The 17,084-nt window shown below is 61.0% G+C and carries 12 protein-coding genes, 1 tRNA gene, 2 rRNA genes and 1 pseudogene (1 of these 16 only partly in view); 10 read left to right on the top strand and 6 right to left on the bottom strand.

What is annotated here, in order from left to right; all coding sequences use genetic code 11:
* From C2U47_RS08300 to C2U47_RS08290, 3 genes are all read left to right on the top strand, one after another.
* Positions 1-833: ribosomal RNA gene (locus tag C2U47_RS08300) — 23S ribosomal RNA — on the top strand (it extends 2,056 nt beyond the left edge of the window).
* Between the two features lie 121 nt (positions 834-954).
* Positions 955-1,069, top strand: a 5S ribosomal RNA gene (rrf, locus tag C2U47_RS08295).
* A 98-nt stretch (positions 1,070-1,167) separates the two neighbouring features.
* A tRNA-Asp gene (locus C2U47_RS08290) sits at positions 1,168-1,244 on the top strand.
* A 1,301-nt stretch (positions 1,245-2,545) separates the two neighbouring features.
* Here the strand turns inward: C2U47_RS08290 and C2U47_RS08280 are convergent.
* From C2U47_RS08280 to C2U47_RS08260, 5 genes are all read right to left on the bottom strand, one after another.
* Complete coding sequence (locus C2U47_RS08280; protein ID WP_029313511.1) at positions 2,546-3,532, bottom strand: helix-turn-helix transcriptional regulator; 987 nt, start codon at positions 3,530-3,532, stop codon at positions 2,546-2,548.
* A gap of 286 nt (positions 3,533-3,818) precedes the next feature.
* The gene (locus C2U47_RS08275; protein WP_039040394.1) at positions 3,819-4,205 is read right to left on the bottom strand and encodes a SirB2 family protein; all 387 of its coding nucleotides are present in this window, start codon (positions 4,203-4,205) and stop codon (positions 3,819-3,821) included.
* On the bottom strand, positions 4,202-6,058 hold the full coding sequence (locus C2U47_RS08270) for a monovalent cation:proton antiporter-2 (CPA2) family protein (protein WP_043154446.1): 1,857 nt from the start codon (positions 6,056-6,058) through the stop codon (positions 4,202-4,204). The genes C2U47_RS08275 and C2U47_RS08270 overlap by 4 nt, the downstream gene beginning before the upstream one ends.
* A gap of 70 nt (positions 6,059-6,128) precedes the next feature.
* Positions 6,129-6,728 (bottom strand): NAD(P)H-dependent oxidoreductase, encoded by a 600-nt coding sequence (locus C2U47_RS08265; protein WP_042881940.1) that lies wholly within the window; start codon positions 6,726-6,728, stop codon positions 6,129-6,131.
* A gap of 59 nt (positions 6,729-6,787) precedes the next feature.
* Positions 6,788-7,630 carry a LysR family transcriptional regulator gene (locus tag C2U47_RS08260; RefSeq protein ID WP_041212185.1) on the bottom strand — a complete coding sequence of 281 codons (843 nt, stop codon included), beginning with the start codon at positions 7,628-7,630 and terminating at the stop codon, positions 6,788-6,790.
* Between the two features lie 140 nt (positions 7,631-7,770).
* Between C2U47_RS08260 and C2U47_RS08255 the strand changes: the two genes are divergently transcribed.
* The 6 genes and pseudogenes from C2U47_RS08255 to C2U47_RS08230 all read left to right on the top strand — a co-directional run bounded on the left by C2U47_RS08255 (position 7,771) and on the right by C2U47_RS08230 (position 15,994).
* Positions 7,771-8,493 (top strand): SDR family oxidoreductase, encoded by a 723-nt coding sequence (locus tag C2U47_RS08255; RefSeq protein ID WP_010672575.1) that lies wholly within the window; start codon positions 7,771-7,773, stop codon positions 8,491-8,493.
* Between the two features lie 76 nt (positions 8,494-8,569).
* On the top strand, positions 8,570-8,893 hold the full coding sequence (locus C2U47_RS08250; protein WP_041214286.1) for a hypothetical protein: 324 nt from the start codon (positions 8,570-8,572) through the stop codon (positions 8,891-8,893).
* Positions 8,894-8,938: 45 nt separating this feature from the next.
* Positions 8,939-9,370 carry a DUF411 domain-containing protein gene (locus C2U47_RS08245; protein ID WP_043154436.1) on the top strand — a complete coding sequence of 144 codons (432 nt, stop codon included), beginning with the start codon at positions 8,939-8,941 and terminating at the stop codon, positions 9,368-9,370.
* Positions 9,371-9,658: 288 nt separating this feature from the next.
* Positions 9,659-11,823: pseudogene (locus C2U47_RS08240) on the top strand (S9 family peptidase).
* Between the two features lie 547 nt (positions 11,824-12,370).
* The gene (locus C2U47_RS08235; protein WP_043154457.1) at positions 12,371-13,342 is read left to right on the top strand and encodes a TAXI family TRAP transporter solute-binding subunit; all 972 of its coding nucleotides are present in this window, start codon (positions 12,371-12,373) and stop codon (positions 13,340-13,342) included.
* 87 nt (positions 13,343-13,429) lie between these two features.
* Positions 13,430-15,994: a TRAP transporter permease gene (locus C2U47_RS08230; RefSeq protein WP_069785123.1), complete on the top strand. Its 2,565-nt coding sequence runs from the start codon at positions 13,430-13,432 to the stop codon at positions 15,992-15,994.
* Between the two features lie 88 nt (positions 15,995-16,082).
* Here the strand turns inward: C2U47_RS08230 and C2U47_RS08225 are convergent, their stop codons facing one another.
* Positions 16,083-16,241 carry a hypothetical protein gene (locus C2U47_RS08225; RefSeq protein WP_005332188.1) on the bottom strand — a complete coding sequence of 53 codons (159 nt, stop codon included), beginning with the start codon at positions 16,239-16,241 and terminating at the stop codon, positions 16,083-16,085.
* A 172-nt stretch (positions 16,242-16,413) separates the two neighbouring features.
* On the opposite strand from C2U47_RS08225, the gene C2U47_RS08220 reads away from it, so the two are divergent.
* Positions 16,414-17,040, top strand: coding sequence for a lysoplasmalogenase (locus C2U47_RS08220; protein WP_039040401.1), 627 nt, complete (start codon positions 16,414-16,416; stop codon positions 17,038-17,040).
* Positions 17,041-17,084: the final 44 nt, after the last annotated feature.

Here is a 17,084-nt window from a genome sequence, read left to right as displayed (position 1 = left end):
CTTTACTACAGCTTGGCACTGAACATTGAACCTACATGTGTAGGATAGGTGGGAGGCTTTGAAGGCGTGACGCCAGTTGCGCTGGAGCCGTCCTTGAAATACCACCCTTGTATGTTTGATGTTCTAACGCAGGGCCCTGAATCGGGCTCGCGGACAGTGCCTGGTGGGTAGTTTGACTGGGGCGGTCTCCTCCCAAAGAGTAACGGAGGAGCACGAAGGTTGGCTAATCCTGGTCGGACATCAGGAGGTTAGTGCAATGGCATAAGCCAGCTTAACTGCGAGACGGACAGGTCGAGCAGGTACGAAAGTAGGTCATAGTGATCCGGTGGTTCTGAATGGAAGGGCCATCGCTCAACGGATAAAAGGTACTCCGGGGATAACAGGCTGATACCGCCCAAGAGTTCATATCGACGGCGGTGTTTGGCACCTCGATGTCGGCTCATCACATCCTGGGGCTGAAGTCGGTCCCAAGGGTATGGCTGTTCGCCATTTAAAGTGGTACGCGAGCTGGGTTCAGAACGTCGTGAGACAGTTCGGTCCCTATCTGCCGTGGGCGTTGGATGATTGAAGGGAGTTGCTCCTAGTACGAGAGGACCGGAGTGAACGAACCTCTGGTGTTCGGGTTGTCACGCCAGTGGCACTGCCCGGTAGCTAAGTTCGGAATCGATAACCGCTGAAAGCATCTAAGCGGGAAGCGAGCCCTGAGATGAGTCATCCCTGACCCCTTGAGGGTCCTAAAGGGCCGTTGGAGACCACAACGTTGATAGGTGGGGTGTGTAAGCGTAGCGATACGTTGAGCTAACCCATACTAATTACCCGTGAGGCTTAACCATACAACACCCAAGAAGTGTTTCTGGCCTTGTAGCGAATGAACGAACTACTCAAATTCAGTGGTAATGACAACGCACACTAGCGAAGTCGTTATTCACGTCAGCTTTCTGGATTAAGATTTTGCCTGGCGGCAATAGCGCAGTGGAACCACCTGACCCCATGCCGAACTCAGAAGTGAAACGCTGTAGCGCCGATGGTAGTGTGGCATTCGCCATGCGAGAGTAGGACACTGCCAGGCACCCAATTAAACGGTGACGTGAAGAATCACATGACTGGCTGCGAGGATGACACCTCACAAACAAGCAGCAAAAGATTTAGCGAAAGCTAACCGAATGCGGAGCGGTAGTTCAGTCGGTTAGAATACCGGCCTGTCACGCCGGGGGTCGCGGGTTCGAGTCCCGTCCGCTCCGCCACTAAATTGAAAGGCCTTCCCTATCGGGAAGGCCTTTTTGCTTTCTGACATTTACCCAATCCCTCATCCTCAGTGCCAGGTGGCTTGGCCGGGTTATCCTCACCTCCCTACACGACCATCTCCGCCTTGCCGAATGGCATCCACGCTTCATTCGTGGTCACACATATAGACAGTTCAGGGATGACTCAACAATCTGCCTGGCTGAGCAGAAGTCAGTGGCCATCGTTACCTGGAGTTAGTCGCCAGGAAATATCCTGGTTGGTTGCGGCTGATCTGCTGCGTTCTGAGGGCCTAGTGGATGTCGCTGAGCAAAGACGAGGGAGGGCGCAGGAAAGGTAAGGTGCGCTACTGTGGCTGAATCTGATGGGGTTATCCAGGATGCAGAGGATATCTGGTAAAAGCGTGATGTTGTAGGACCGCTCAGGCTGATCCCATTCTCTGATGTGTGGCCGCACAAAAGAAAAGGGGACAGCAGATGCTGTCCCCTCAAGTCATTTCGTCCATTCCCTGAACTGCCATGCTCCCTGCAATCCTTGACGCTATCCTTTCCTTTGGAAATTCCCCTTCCCAATCCGTTGGGGTGTCCTGTGGCCTTCCTAGCCTGGCAATCTGTCCTGATTGCTTCACCCTCTCCTTCCTGGAGGTGTCCATTACCACATCCCGTGGTGTTCCTGCGTCATCCTGACTGATAACCATCCTGGCTATCACGCTTCATCTTGAAGCTGTTCCTGACCGCGTCTTGCGGTGTCCTTTCATCCTTGATGAGCGACAATCCGTGCCACTCAACCTCATCCCGAGGTATCCAACTGCCACATCCTGCGGTTGTCCTGTCGATCCTTGTGATAACCATCCTGGCTATCAACCCCATCCCGAGGTGTTCCTTGCCCACATCCTGCAGACTATTCCTTGTTTATGCGCTGTTTCTGCATCCTGCCGAATCAGCTCGTCCTTGTGAGACCCATACTAAGGCAATTACGGGCTCGAACAAGGTGTGCATTCGGCTTGGGTTCCGTGACATGCGGTGCAGAAATGGGCTTGTGTGGAATATTATCTACGTTTATCAGTTACTTAGATAGTTTCCACGGAAAGCATACCCAGTGCGGGATGGCTTCACGTACGGTTCAACACTGAGGGGTCTTACAGGGGGAATGGCAGATCTCTTACAAGCAGAAATCGGTAGGAAAACGATGGTACAGCCGCTTCAATCAGGGGTGTAAGAGTTCAAAATTAATTGAATACTTATGCTTTAAAAGTAGACAAAAGCCGAGATAAATCTCGGCTTTGTATTGTCTGCTGGTTTCTTTAGCTGACCCTTGTCCCAGGAGTCGGGTAGGCCTTGCGCAGTGATTCGGGTGCAAGTACCTCCAGGTTGCCGCTCATGTTGTTCAGCCAGGAGCGGAACTCGGGCGTATCTTGCACTTCGGTCTCCACCACCACGCTGCGCTTGTCGTAACGGGTCATACGCGGGTTATGTCCCGGGATTTGTCCATCGATCAGGGTCGGGCAGTTGGCATCGATGCGCCCGACGAAGCGGATCGGACCGCTGACGTCCTGATAACCCTGGTCGCGGATTAGCTTCTGGATATTGAAGTCCTTCGGCTGGGTCGCGCTGAAGTTGGTCAACTCCACGTTCTTGATGTGATCGAACGGGATGCCGTAGACCTTGGGATCCAGCTCGGAGAGGGTACAGAGCAGGATGGGGCCATCGGGCTGGTTCAGGATGCCGAGGGGATTGATGCGGTCATAGCAGAGCCAGACAGTACGCTCCTTGATGACACGCTGGATCTCGGCGCTGAACTTGCGGCCACGCCAGAGGGCGTCGCGGATCAGGGTGCTGCGGCGGATCTCAGGATTGCCGGCGAAGGGGCGAGGTGACTGGTGCACGCTCTCCAGCCAGCGCTCGGCCAGTTCGCTCTGGCTGTCGCGGATCACCTGACCAGCCTTGTCGATCAGCGGGTTCAATTCGGTCAGCACGCTTGCCGGCAACAGTTGGCTTGCCTGGTCGCTCCAGGTTTTCAGGGCCACTGCCAGCGAGAGCGGCATGATGTTGGCAAAGTCATTGAGACCATGGCGCTCGAAGCACCAGCCATGAGGCTTGCTGCGCTCATCGGAGGTGAGGTCGAACAGTCCCATGCCGGACATCTCTTCCAGGTCCCGTTGCACGGTACGGAGACTGACGTGAATGCCTTCCTCTTCCAGTTTTACCTGGAGTTGGCTGGCGGTCAGCTTGTAAGGGCGGTGCGGGATGCAACGCGCCAAGGTCAGTTGTCGTAACAGCTTCTTACTCATGGTGCATGCCTTCACTGGTTTAGCGTTGAGTGTATCCTAGCCATGGCCTGCGACAGTCTATGTCGCAAGTTTTGCTGCGACAACTGTCGCCATTTTCATACATGAAGAACCAAGGTGTTGATAAATAAGATAAAATAACAAGTTAAAGGGGTTGTTTGAGCCCTTTTTTTATTGAAAACAAGCCTTGCGAGAATGCTCGCGACCAGGGTGACTGGAAGGAAATGGAAGCAATATGGAGGGGGAGGTGGGAAGGAGGTGAGGGACGGACCCCCACCTCGACACGTCGTTACGCCAGCCAGGACCAGGCTGATTTGGTGATGGCTGCGCCCACCATGTAGCCGAATACTGCGAGAGCGGCCACTCCGGCCACCAGCTTCTGGCCGCGGGCAGGACGCTTGAGCGCCATGACGCCCAGGCCGATGTAGATCACCAGGGCAATCAGCTTGGCCATCAACCAGGGCTGCTGGCCAGGGCTCATCTGCAGGGTCACCGCCAGCAGCACACCAAACAGCAGCAGGAAGGTGTCGTTGATGTGGGGTAGCACCTTCAGCCATTTCTGTTGCAGCCGCCCGCTGCCCGCCAGCGCCAGGCTCCAGCGGTAGAGGAAGAGCAGCAGGCTGACCAGGGCCAGGGTCATGTGAAGGTGTTTGAGCATGGGGTAATAGGCAATCATGTTGCTTCCTTGTCGTTGTCGGGCAGACCGCTGTTCCATTGATGGGCGTGGGTACGCTCCTGTCCTTCCTGATCGTCTTGCAGCAGGTCGGAGAGGATGTCGCGGTATTGCAGGCTCTTGTTGATATAGGTGTGCTCGTCGTCCAGGTAGTTGACCTGTTCCCGCAGCAGCCGGTTGTCATACTGCTTGAACATCTGCCCCGCACGCCAGGCCTGATTGGCCCTGAATCCCAAGAGGGTGAGTGCTTCTACCCCAAGATCCACGGCCGACCCCAGGGTTTCGCGGTGCACGCTGTCTATCCCGTGGCGCAGGATCTCGTGGGCATGGGGTCTATCCTGGGCACGGGCCAGTATTCTGAGGTGCGGGAAGTGCTTTTTCACCATCTCGATCACTTCGAGGGAGGTGGCCGGATCATTGAGGGAGAGCACCAGCAGTTTGGCCTTGTGGGCGCCGGCCGCGTGCAGCAGGTCGAGTCGGCTGGCATCCCCATAAAACACCTGGTAGCCGTACTTTCTCAGCATCTCTATCTGGCTGGCATCCTGCTCCAGGATGGTGGTGCCAATACCGTGGCCGTGGAGCAGACGCCCCACTATCTGACCGAAGCGACCGAAGCCCGCGATGATGACCGGGTGTTCCACCAGCTCGGGCTGTTCGTGTTCGGGGGTGTCGCTCTGGTTGCGGTAGTCGAACCAGGGCTGGATCACCCGATCGTTGAGGATAAGCAGCAGCGGTGTCAGCGCCATGGAGAGGGCGACGACCAGAGTCAGCAGTGAGATGGTGCTGCCCGGCAGTACCTTGTTCTGGGCGGCGAACGAGAACAGCACGAAGGCGAACTCACCGCCTTGGGCCAGGGCCAGGGCGAAGGTCCAGCGCTGGTTCGGGGAGAGGCGAATGACAAAGCCGAGCCCCATCAGCACCAGCCACTTGAGCACCATCAGACCGATCACCAGTGACGGGATCAACAGGGGATGGGCGGCAAAGAGGCTGAAGTCGATGCCGGCACCCACCGACATGAAGAAGAGGCCGAGCAGCAGCCCCTTGAACGGCTCAATGTCCGCTTCCAGCTCGTGGCGGTATTCGCTGTCCGCCAGCACCACGCCGGCGAGGAAGGAGCCGAGGGCGGGGGAGAGGCCGACGGATTCCATGAGCACGGCGATGGCGATCACCAGCAGCAGGGCGGCAGCGACGAAGATCTCCCGCATGTGGGACTGGGCGATGGCGCGAAACACCGGCCGCATCAGGTAATGGCCACCTAGCACGATGCCGGCGATGGCGGCCACCACCAGCAGGCCGTGCTGCCAGCCTGCCAGCTCCGAGCTGCCGCTGCTGGCGACCGGCGCGATGGCCAGCAGCGGCAGGATCGCCAGGATGGGGATGACGGCGATGTCCTGGAACAGCAGCACGGCGAAAGCGGAGCGGCCGCTTTCGCTCTGCATCAGTTTGCGCTCCTGCAGGCTCTGCAGCACGATGGCGGTGGAGGAGAGCGCAAGAATGAGACCGATGGCGAGCCCCTGCTGCCAGGGCAGACCCAAAAGATAACCCACTCCGGTCAGGGCGACACTGGTGAGCAGCACCTGCAGACCCCCGGTGCCGAGGATGGGCCCCTTCAGTTGCCACAACAGGGCCGGGCGCAGCTCCAGACCGACCAGAAACAGCATCAGCACCACCCCGAACTCGGCGAAGTGCATCACGTCTTTCTGCTCGCCCACCAGACCAAGCAGGAAGGGACCTATGATGATCCCCGCCAGCAGGTAGCCAAGGACGGAGCCCAGCCCCCACCGCTTGGCCAGCGGGACGGCGATCACCGCCGCCGAGAGGTAGATCAGGGCATCAAACAGCAATCCATGTCCCATCAGCGGCTCCTCCTTAACATGATGAATGCCGGTGAGGGCTGGCCGGGCCTGCGCCCGGATCGAGTGTGTGTCATGGGAGTACTCCCAGCAGATCGCGCAGATAGGGGCTCTCGGCCAGCTGGGCCGGGGTCAGCTGCTCGTCCCGCAGGGCGCACAGCAGTTGGCGATAGTCCTGGCCGCAGCGGCGCAGCGCCTCGGGATCCTCGATCTTGTGGAAAGAGTGCAGCACGAAAGGGGGCAGCCAGCGCATGCCGCACAGCTGTGCGGTCTGCTGGAAGGGGAGCAGGAAGTCGAGCAGCGGGCGCTGGTTGTAGCCGGCGCGGCAGTAGGATTCGGGGCCACCCCCCGTGGTGATGGCGCTGAGCCACTGCTTGCCGCTGAGGGCGTGGGCCTCGGGGCCGTAGGCATAGCCGTACTCCAGCACCAGGTCCATCCACTCTTTCATGATGGCCGGGCAGGAGTACCAGTAGAAGGGGTGCTGGAAGACGATGATGTCGTGCTCCGCCAGCAGGGCCTGTTCCCGTTTCACGTTGATGAACATATCCGGATAGCGCTGGCAGAGATCGTGCAGGGTGATCCCCTCCAGCCCCTCGATGGCGTGCAGCAGTTGCTTGTTGGCCCGGGAACTCTGCAGCGCCGGGTGTGAAAAGATGACCAGAATGCGTTTCATGGGATTCCTGAAGAGGGTCTGCTGCCGGCACATGCGACAGACTGTGAGCTGAAACGTTATCAAGAAGCTCCCTGGCCCGCCAGTTCCGGGATCAGTGCGCGCAGCGCCGGATTCAGGGTCTGGTGGGCGGGGTAGCAGAGGCCGATGCGGCGGAACATCCGGGGGCCGCTCACGGGCAGGGTGCACAGGCCCGCTTCGTCCTCCACCAGCCCGTCGGGCAGGAAGCTGATGCCCACTCCGGCCAGCACCAGCGCCATCACCAGCCCCTTGCTCTCGGCCTTGGCCACCAGATTGAGGGTGAGCCGGTCACAGGCCAGCAGGCCTATGGTTTGCTGATGGGCTTCGCAGGGGGGACACTCAATGAAATCATGGTGTTGCAACTCAGCCAGCTCGATACGCGCCCTGCCCGCAAGAGGGTGTCCCCTAGGAACGCACAGCACGTACTCCTCTTCCCAGAGCGGCAGGAAGATCTCGTCCTCCCGGCGCAGGGCATCCAGGGTCAGCCGGCAGTCGGCCGGGGTGCCGTAATCGGAGAGGGTGAGATCCAGCTCGGGCAGCACCCCCTGCACCCGCCGAAGCAATCCCGCCAGCCGACGGCGGCTGAGGTCGGGCATGATGGCCATGTTGAGTCTCGCACGCGTCGCCTTCTGGCGAAACAGGGTCGGCAGGCGACGCGCCTCTTCCACCAGCTTGACGGCGTGGGGATAGAGATAGTGGGCCGGATCCTTCGCTTCCACCCCCTTCTTGCCCCGGATGAAGAGGCTGTCCCCCAGGCTCTCTTCGAGCTGGCGAAGGCCGGCGGAGAGGGAGGGTTGGCTCACGTGGCAGCGGGCTGCCGCCGCCGTGATGTTCTTCTCTTCATAGATGGCGATGAAGAAGCGCAGCAATCTCAGGTCCAGCATGGGGATACCATAGTTAATTCAGATGATAACCAGCGGAAAACTATATTTATCGCCGATGGATGTAGCGACTATAGTGACTGGGTCCCGTGCTGGCCAGCCCTTGTTTGACGCCCATTTCAACGCATCAGAAGGAAAACTCCATGTCCAAGTCCCTCGTGGTGATCACCGGCGCGTCCGCCGGGATCGGTGCCGCCATTGCCCGCGCCTTCTCCGCCGCCGGCCATCCGCTGCTGTTGCTGGCCCGCCGGGTCGAGCCCATGCAGGCGCTGAACCTGCCCGATACCCTCTGCATCGGGGTCGATGTCACCGACACCGCCGCCATGAAGGCCGCCGTGGCGCAGGCGGAGGCGCAATTCGGCCCGGTGGGATGTCTGGTCAACAATGCCGGCGTCATGCTGCTGGGACAGGCCGACGTGCAGGATCCCGCCGAGTGGCAGCAGATGCTCAACATCAACGTGATGGGGGTTCTGAATGGCGTGCATGCGGTATTGGCCGGCATGAAGGCCCGCCGCAGCGGCACCATCATCAACATCAGCTCCATCGCCGGTCGCAAGACCTTCCCGAACCATGCCGCTTACTGCGCCACCAAGTTCGCCGTTCACGCCCTGACCGAGAATATCCGGGAAGAGGTGGCCGATGTCGGCGTGCGGATGGTGACCATCGCTCCGGGCGCGGTGGAGACCGAGCTGCTCAGCCACACCACGGACGAGCGCATCAAGGCGGGCTATCACGACTGGAAGGATCAGATGGGAGGCGTCATTGCACCCGAGGTGATCGCCGACGCCGTGCTCTACGCCTGGCACCAGCCGGCCAACGTCTGCGTGCGGGAGATCGTGCTGGCAGCCACCCGTCAGCAACCCTGATGCAAACGGGGGAGGGGTTGACCCTCCCCCTGGGCCAAGGGTTACCATAGGCCCTCTTTCGTCATTGAGTCGTCTCATGGTCCTGACCCGTCGCCAACTCGCTCGCGCCCGCCGCTGGCTCCCCCTGTGGAGTCTGGTGCTGGTGCTGATGTCGTTTGGCAGCCGTGCGGCCACCGATCTCTGTACCCTGACGCCCCATTGCAGCCAGAGCGAGCGTACCCTGGAAAAAGCCATGCCCTGCGGCAGCTTCACCTCGGCGCTCGCCATGACGGTGCTCACCAGCGACAGCCTGACGGTTGCCCGGCTTGAGCCCGACAGGCCGACATACCTCTCTCCCTCTCTGTTCATGCCGGAGGCGCCCCTGGAGCGTCTCGAGCGTCCGCCCCGTCACCACGGCTGAGTCGAGTTTCCCTTTCCGGGCATTTCTTCTTAACCGAGGTGAGATATGTACAAGTCCCTGTTACTGGCCGTGCTGGCCGGTACCATCAGTTTTTCTGCTCTGGCAACCGGGCAGATGACCGTCTACAAGTCCCAGTATTGCGGTTGCTGCAAGACATGGATCAAGCACATGGAAGAGAACGGCTTTGAGGTCAAGGTCGTGGAAACCGAGCAGCTTGACCCGATCAAGCAGCAGCATGGCATCACCCCGCAGCTGGCCTCCTGCCACACCGGGGTGGTGAATGGCTATGTGGTGGAGGGGCATGTGCCCGCTGCCGACGTGCAGAAGCTGCTCAAGGAAAAACCGGCGATCCGCGGTCTGACCATTCCGGGGATGCCCCAGAGTGCGCCGGGCATGGATATTCCGGGGCAGCCCTATCAGGTGCTGAGCATCAGTGACGAGGGCGCGACCAAAGTCTGGTCGAGCTACCCCGGCTGATGGATGCTGACCGTGAGCAGACACACTTCCATCATGTGAGGCACACCTGAGCGAACCCGTGTCGCCTACGGTCAGGGAGGAGGGCCGCCATCGCGAGATGGCGGCCCTTTTTCGTCGATTTGGGGGGGAATGTCCGGGGAGCCCTTGCAACCCCGGGCGACAAGGGGCAGATTGATCGCCAATTTTTATTTTCTCAGGGACGCTTTTCCCGCTGCCTGCCGGTGTGCCGTCTGGATGCGTGCAGCACCAGCGGGAGGGGCGGCCCTGTGACAGCGCAAAGGATGCGACATGTTCACCTTTTCCCGGGGGTTGCTGCTGGCTTGCCTGCTTGCTGCGCCCTGTTCCCATGCCAACGAAGAGTCCGCCATGCCTACAAGCGATACTTCCACCCAGCCTGTCATTGTCCCCCCGGTGGCTGCCAAGCACCCCCATACCCTGAAAAAACACGGGGACACGCGCGTCGACAACTACTACTGGCTGCGTGACGACGAGCGGCAGAAGCCCGAGGTGCTGGACTATCTCAAGGCAGAGAATGCCTACACCGAGGCCATGCTTGCACCGATCAAGCCGCTGCGCGAGCAGCTCTACAAGGAGATGGTGGCCCGTATTCCCCAGCAGGACGAGTCTGTCCCCTATGTGAAGAACGGCTACCGCTATCAGACCCGTTACGAGCCGGGCAAGGAGTACGCCATCTACTCCCGCAGCAAGGTGGAAGGGGACGGGGCGCCCGCCCTGCTGCTGGATGGCAACCAGCGTGCCGAAGGCCACGAGTTCTATGCCCTGGGGGCGCTCGAGGTGAGCCGCAACAACCGCTGGCTGGCGGTGGCGGAAGATTATCTCTCCCGCCGTCAATACAGGATCCAGTTCCTCGATCTGGAGAGCGGCGCCTGGGCCGCCGACACCCTCGAGAACACCTCCGGCAACCTGGTGTGGGCCAACGACAGCAAGACGGTCTTCTACGTGCGCAAGCACCCCAAGACCCTGCTGCCCTACCAGGTCTATCGCCACGAGCTGGGCACGGATCCCGCGAAGGATATCCTGGTCTACGAGGAGAAGGACGACTCCTTCTATGTGAGCCTCTACGCCACCACCTCGGAAGATTTCATCGTCATCTCCCTCTCCAGCACCACCACCAGCGAGGCGCGCCTCATTGATGCCAATGTGCCGGGCCAGACGCCACGCCTGTTCCTGCCCCGTCAGGTGGATCACGAATACAGCCTGGATCACTACCGTGGTCGCTTCTATGTGCGCTCCAACAAGGACGGCAAGAACTTCGGCCTCTATGAGACCAAGGAGAGCCCGGTGGATCGCTGGAAGGCGGTGATCGCCCCCAATCCGGACGTGCTGCTGGAGAGCTATGCCCTGTTCAGGGACTGGCTGGTGCTGGAGGAGCGCAGCCAGGGGTTGACCCGGTTGCGTCAGGTCAACTGGCAGAGCGGCGAACAGAAGGAGATCGCTTTCGATGATCCCGCCTATGTCACCTGGCTTGCCTACAACCCGGAGCCGGACACCAGCGCCCTGCGCTATGGCTACTCCTCCATGACCACGCCGTCCTCCACCTATGAGCTCGACATGGACAGCGGCAAGCGGACTCTGCTCAAGCAGCAGCCGGTGGCGGGCTTCGTGCCTGCGCAATATGCCAGTGAGCGGCTCTGGATCACCGCCCGTGACGGCGTGGCCGTGCCGGTGTCGCTGGTCTATCGCAAGGACAAGTTCAAGAAGGCAGGGGGGGTGCAGGCACCAATCCCCTGCTGGTCTACGGCTATGGCTCCTACGGCGCCAGCATGGACCCGGACTTCAGCAGCTCACGCCTGAGCCTGCTGGACCGGGGCTTCGTCTACGCCATCGCCCATATCCGGGGTGGCGAGGAGCTGGGCCGCACCTGGTATGAAGAGGGCAAGCTGCTCAAGAAGCAGAACACCTTCAACGACTTCATCGACGTGACCGAGGCGTTGGTGGCGCAAGGCTACGGCGCCAGGGATCAGGTCTATGCCATGGGAGGCAGCGCCGGCGGCCTGCTGATGGGGGCCGTCATCAACCAGGCGCCCCAGCTCTATCGCGGCGTGGTGGCCCAGGTGCCCTTCGTCGACGTGGTCACCACCATGCTGGACGAGTCCATTCCCCTCACCACAGGGGAGTATGACGAGTGGGGCAACCCGAACCAGAAGCGCTACTACGACTACATGAAGGCCTACAGCCCCTACGATCAGGTCAAGGCCCAGGCCTACCCGAATCTGCTGGTGACCACGGGGTTGCACGACTCCCAGGTGCAGTACTGGGAGCCGGCCAAGTGGGTGGCCAAGCTGCGTGAGCTGAAGACGGACGACAACCAGTTGCTGCTCAGCACCGACATGGAGGCCGGTCATGGCGGCAAGTCGGGCCGTTTCAAGGCCTATGAGGACATCGCCCTGGAGTTCGCCTTCATTCTGGAGCTGGCTGGCAGCAAGGCGTGATGGCCGGGCCCAAATGAAATCAGCTTGTTACCAAACCCCGTTCCGGCAGCCCCGGATCGGGGTTTTTGCATCTTGGCGACAAAAGCGTCATTAACGTCGTGTTTATGCTGTTCAGTAAGCACTTCGCAATATAACGGACCAGGTTTCTAATCCTTGCCAGTCAAGGGTTGCGAAAGAATCTGGGCGTGCTTTTTATTGCTTCCCTTTGATAGTTCATGTAATTAATCTGCCCTTGAGAAATGAATGATCCGCTTCAAACTTCTCGCTATTTAAATCCGCCATTTTGCTGTTTTGTTTGATTTATGTTGGTGTTATGTGCTTAATCGGGGCGTTAATGCTTTTGAACTGACCCGTTTCTGGTCAGATCACCTCCGATCGGCATGACGCTGATTATCTCACCGCAGGATGATGGTGGCTTCTGGAAGGGCGCGTGCCGCTCGACCATTTCCTCGTACGAGGTCGTATAGGCGAACCCAGTCTTGATGCGGGTCTGTCTCATATTCTCCCGGGAAACGGGTGAAATAAATCAATGAAAAGGATGAAGAACATGAAAGGATTATCCTTGGCGTGCGCCTTGTCGGCGGCTCTGGTCGGTGTGTCGTTTGGTGGTCCGGTGCAAGCGCAGGAGCGCTTCGTGACCATAGGCACCGGCGGTCAGACCGGCGTCTACTACGTGGCGGGCCAGTCCATCTGCCGCTTCCTCAACCGCGGCGCCGCCGATCACCAGATCAAGTGCAACGCCCCGGCCAGTGGCGGTGGTGTTGCCAACGTCAACGGCATCCGCTCCGGCGAATTCAACTTCGGCATCATGCAGTCCGACCATCAGTACAAGGCGATGAAAGGCGTCGAGCCGTTCAAGGCCGAAGGTCCGATGGATGACATCCGCGCCGTCTTCTCCCTGCAGAGCGAAGTGTTCACCATCCTGGCCCGCAAGGACGCCAAGGTAGCCAGCTTCGACGACCTGAAGGGCAAGCGCGTCAACATCGGCAACCCGGGTTCCGGTCAGCGTGACACCTTTGAAGAGATCATGACCGTGAAGGGCTGGGACAAATCCGCCTTCAGCCTGGTCTCCGAACTGAAACCCGCCGAGCAGGCCTCTGCCCTGGGTGACAACAACATCGACGCCATGAGCTACTTCGTCGGCCACCCGAACGGCGCCATTCAGGAAGCCTCCACCACCACGGACACCGTGCTGGTGCCGGTCACCGGCCCCGAGATCGACAAGCTGCTGGCCGAGAAGAGCTACTACAGCAAGGCCGAGATCCCGGGTGGTCTCTACAAGGGCAGCCCGACCCCGACCCCGTCCATCGGTGGCAAGGCGGTGCTCTCCACCAGCGCCAAGGCTGACCCGGAAGTGGTCTACCAGCTGGTCAAGTCCGTGTTCGACAACCTGGACCGCTTCAAGCGCCTGCACCCGGCCTTCGCGGATCTGAAGGAAGCCGACATGATCAAGGTGGGTCTCTCCGCTCCGCTGCATGAAGGCGCTGTGCGCTACTACAAGGAACGTGGCTGGATGTAATCCGGCTGCGTCTTCGGATGTGCCCCGGACTCGCTCCTCCTTCGGGGGAGCGAGTCTCATTTATTGCAGTACCTACAGAGTCACACTATGCCGCAAACACAACAACAAGAGGCGTTCTCGGCCGAGGAGCTGATCGCCCAGGACGTCGGCGCCAGGCTGCCCGTCGGCCCCATGAGCTGGATCATCGCGGGTCTTGCGCTGATCTGGTCCCTGTTCCAGCTCTGGATAGCCTCGCCGCTGCCCTTCTCTCTCGGCATCGGCGTCCTCAACGACACTGAAACACGCTCGATTCACCTGGCCTTCGCCATCCTGCTCGCCTACCTGGTGTTCCCCGCCATGCGCAGCTCACCGCGAGACAGGGTTCCCCTTGCCGACATCGCCCTCGGCCTCGTCGGTGCCGCCGTCGCCAGCTATCTGTTCGTGATGTACCAGGAGCTTGCCCAGCGTCCCGGCAACCTGACCACCATGGACTTCGCGGTGGCCTGCGTCGGCATCCCGCTCCTGCTGGAAGCGGCCCGCCGCGCCCTGGGCCCGGCCCTGGCGGTCATCGCCATCGTCTTCCTGGCCTACAGCCTGGCCGGTCCCTGGATGCCTTCCCTGCTGGCCCACCGCGGGGTGAGCCTGCATGCGCTGGCCAACCACCAGTGGATCACCACTGAAGGGGTGTTCGGCATCGCCCTTGGGGTCTCCACCAGCTTCGTCTTCCTGTTCGTGCTGTTTGGCGCCCTGCTCGAGCGCGCCGGTGCGGGCCATTACTTCATCCAGCTCGCCTTCAGCCTGCTGGGTCACTTGCGCGGCGGCCCGGCCAAGGCGGCCGTGGTCGCCTCGGCCCTGACCGGCGTCATCTCCGGCTCCTCCATCGCCAACGTGGTGACCACGGGCACCTTCACCATCCCCATGATGAAACGGGTCGGTTTCTCCAAGGAGAAAGCCGGCGCGGTGGAAGTGGCCTCTTCGGTCAACGGCCAGATCATGCCGCCGGTCATGGGGGCTGCGGCCTTCCTGATGGTGGAGTACGTGGGCATCCCCTATGTGGAGATCATCAAGCACGCCTTCCTGCCGGCGGCCATCTCCTACATCGCCCTGCTCTACATCGTGCACCTCGAGGCGCTCAAGCTCGGGATGCAGCCCATCGGCAACCGTCAGCCGCGCCCCTGGCTGCGTCGCCTGACCGGCTTCGCCTTCGGTGCCGCCCTCATCAGCGGCCTCTCCATGGCGGTCTACTACGGTCTGGGCTGGCTCAAGCCGGTACTGGGTGACTATGCCCTGCCGGGGATCAGCGTGCTGCTGGCCGTCGCCTACCTGGGACTGCTGAAGATCGCCGCGAGCAACGCGCCGCTGCCGGCGGAAGACCCGGACAAGCCACTGGACGAGCTGCCCGAGACCCGCGCCGTGCTGCTCTCCGGCCTGCACTTCCTGCTGCCCGTGGTGGTGCTGGTGTGGTGTCTGATGGTGGAGCGCCTCTCCCCCGGCCTGTCGGCCTTCTGGGGTTCGGTGATGCTCATCATCATCCTGCTGACCCAGCGACCGCTGCTGAACTGGCTGCGCACCGACGGCAAGCATGACTACGGCTCCTTCACCGATGGCGTAGTGGACCTGCGCGAGGGGCTGATTGCCGGTGCCCGCAACATGATCGGCATCGGCATTGCCACCGCCACTGCCGGCATCATCGTCGGGGCCGTCTCCCAGACCGGCGTCGGCCTGGTGCTGGCGGATCTGGTGGAGTTCCTCTCCATGGGCAACCTGCTGCTCATGCTGATCCTCACCGCGCTGCTGAGCCTCATCCTCGGCATGGGGCTGCCGACCACTGCCAACTACATCGTTGTATCGAGCCTGCTGGCGCCGGTGATCGTCACCCTGGGTCAGCAGAACGGCCTCATCGTGCCGCTCATCGCGGTGCACCTGTTCGTCTTCTACTTCGGCATCATGGCGGACGTGACCCCGCCGGTGGGGCTGGCCTCGTTCGCCGCGGCCGCCGTCTCCAAGGGCGACCCCATCAAGACCGGGATCACGGCGTTCTACTACAGCCTGCGTACCGCGGCGCTGCCGTTCCTGTTCATCTTCAACACGGATCTGCTGCTCATCAACGTGGACTTCTCCCACGGCGTGCTGATCTTCTTCGTGGCCACCATCGCCATGCTGATCTTCGCTGCCGCCACCCAGGGCTTCTTCCTGGTGAAGAGCCGCTGGTACGAGAGCGTGCTGCTGCTGCTGGTGGCCTTCACCCTGTTCCGTCCTGGCTTCTGGATGGATCTGCTGCACGACCCGTATCGCGACACCGCCCCGGCCGAGCTGGTCCAGACCATGGGGCAGGTGGAGGCCGAGAGCACCCTGCGCCTGCGCATGGAAGGGGAAGATGCGGTGGGCAAGTTGCGCCGCTTCACCGTGCTGCTGCCGGTGCCGGAGGGCGCCAGTGGCGAGGATCGTCTGGCCAAGCTGGGGATCCAGACCTATGAGCAGGACGGCAAGATCCTGATCGACACCGTCACCTTCGGCAGCCAGGCCGCCGATCTGGGGCTGGAGATGGATCAGCAGATCCTGAGCGTCAAGGCGCCTACCGAGCGCTGGCCCAAGGAGCTGATGTGGCTGCCGGGCTTCCTGCTGTTCGGGGCTGTGGTCTGGCTGCAACGCCGCCGGGTCGCTCGACCCTGATCATCACCCAATAAAAAACGGCGCCTTCGGGCGCCGTTTTTTATGCTGGACTGTGATGCCGGCCGCTTCGGGTCATCAGTCCAGGGCATCAGTTGGACTGGGTCTGCTTCTGTTTTTGCAGTTGGTCGAGGGTCTGCTGCTCCTGCGGGCTGAGGCCAAGCTGCTCGCAGGCCTGTTCAAAGCTGATGCCAAGATGGCACATCATGATATCGATAGCGGGCAGGTAGTTGGTCATAGCATCTTCCATGGTGATCCTCCAGAGCTGTCTCTTATGCCCGAGGGCGGGGATGGGGGCAATTAGACTTTAGGTGTAGGGAGCCATCTGCTTCAGCCTCTGCCACTGGCCGGGGGAATTTGCTACTCTTGCGGGCACTAAAGAGGTTGCCGCCCCAGGGCGAGCAGCCGGTGAGGAGCAGGGCATGTTATTGAGTTTCTTGATCATCGCATCGGGCTGGTGGCACATCCGCGCGGCTTACGGCTCAGACTCCCGTCAGTTCTACATCAGCAAACCCCTGACCATGCTGTTCATCATCGCCCTGGCGTTTGGCTACCAGGGCGACGATCACAACGGCTCCCACGCCTGGATCCTGCTCGGTCTCTGCCTGTCGCTGGCGGGGGACGTGCTGCTGATGCTGCCACGGGATCGCTTCATCCAGGGGCTGGCGGCATTTTTTGTCGCTCACCTCTGCTACATCGTCGGTTTCGCCCAGGGGCCCCTGGTGCTCAAGCTGGTGGACGGCCTGCTGCTTCTGTTGGTGGCCGGCATGGTGTTCGGGCTCCTGTGGGGCCAGCTCGGCGAGATGAGGATCCCCGTCTTCTGCTACATGCTGGTGATCATCGCCATGGCCTGGGTGGCTGCCGGTGCCTGGCATGCCTCTCTCACTGCCGGCAGCGCCGCCGCCCTGGTGGGGGCGCTGATGTTCCTCTTCTCCGACAGCATGCTGGCGCTGGACAGATTCCGCCGCCCCTTCCCCCATGCCACGGCCTGGATCATGAGCAGCTACTTCGCGGCCCAATTCCTGATCGCCGCCTCCCTGGCGGGCTGACCAGCGGGCAGCCATGAAAAACGGGCCTTCTGGCCCGTTTTGCT

Source organism: Aeromonas sp. ASNIH7 (assembly GCF_002903485.1).
Lineage (GTDB): Bacteria > Pseudomonadota > Gammaproteobacteria > Enterobacterales > Aeromonadaceae > Aeromonas > Aeromonas caviae.
This window is presented reverse-complemented; position numbering and strand designations above follow the sequence as displayed.

Excerpts from the sequence above, each read along its gene's own strand:
- C2U47_RS08220 (WP_039040401.1), top strand. The coding sequence starts at position 16,414 with ATGTTATTGAGTTTCTTGATCATCGCATCGGGCTGGTGGCACATCCGC.
- C2U47_RS08250 (WP_041214286.1), top strand. The coding sequence starts at position 8,570 with ATGGTCCTGACCCGTCGCCAACTCGCTCGCGCCCGCCGCTGGCTCCCC.
- C2U47_RS08265 (WP_042881940.1), bottom strand. The coding sequence starts at position 6,728 with ATGAAACGCATTCTGGTCATCTTTTCACACCCGGCGCTGCAGAGTTCC.
- C2U47_RS08260 (WP_041212185.1), bottom strand. The coding sequence starts at position 7,630 with ATGCTGGACCTGAGATTGCTGCGCTTCTTCATCGCCATCTATGAAGAG.
- C2U47_RS08230 (WP_069785123.1), top strand. The coding sequence starts at position 13,430 with ATGCCGCAAACACAACAACAAGAGGCGTTCTCGGCCGAGGAGCTGATC.
- C2U47_RS08255 (WP_010672575.1), top strand. The coding sequence starts at position 7,771 with ATGTCCAAGTCCCTCGTGGTGATCACCGGCGCGTCCGCCGGGATCGGT.
- C2U47_RS08245 (WP_043154436.1), top strand. The coding sequence starts at position 8,939 with ATGTACAAGTCCCTGTTACTGGCCGTGCTGGCCGGTACCATCAGTTTT.
- C2U47_RS08275 (WP_039040394.1), bottom strand. The coding sequence starts at position 4,205 with ATGATTGCCTATTACCCCATGCTCAAACACCTTCACATGACCCTGGCC.
- C2U47_RS08270 (WP_043154446.1), bottom strand. The coding sequence starts at position 6,058 with ATGGGACATGGATTGCTGTTTGATGCCCTGATCTACCTCTCGGCGGCG.
- C2U47_RS08225 (WP_005332188.1), bottom strand. The coding sequence starts at position 16,241 with ATGGAAGATGCTATGACCAACTACCTGCCCGCTATCGATATCATGATG.
- C2U47_RS08235 (WP_043154457.1), top strand. The coding sequence starts at position 12,371 with ATGAAAGGATTATCCTTGGCGTGCGCCTTGTCGGCGGCTCTGGTCGGT.
- C2U47_RS08280 (WP_029313511.1), bottom strand. The coding sequence starts at position 3,532 with ATGAGTAAGAAGCTGTTACGACAACTGACCTTGGCGCGTTGCATCCCG.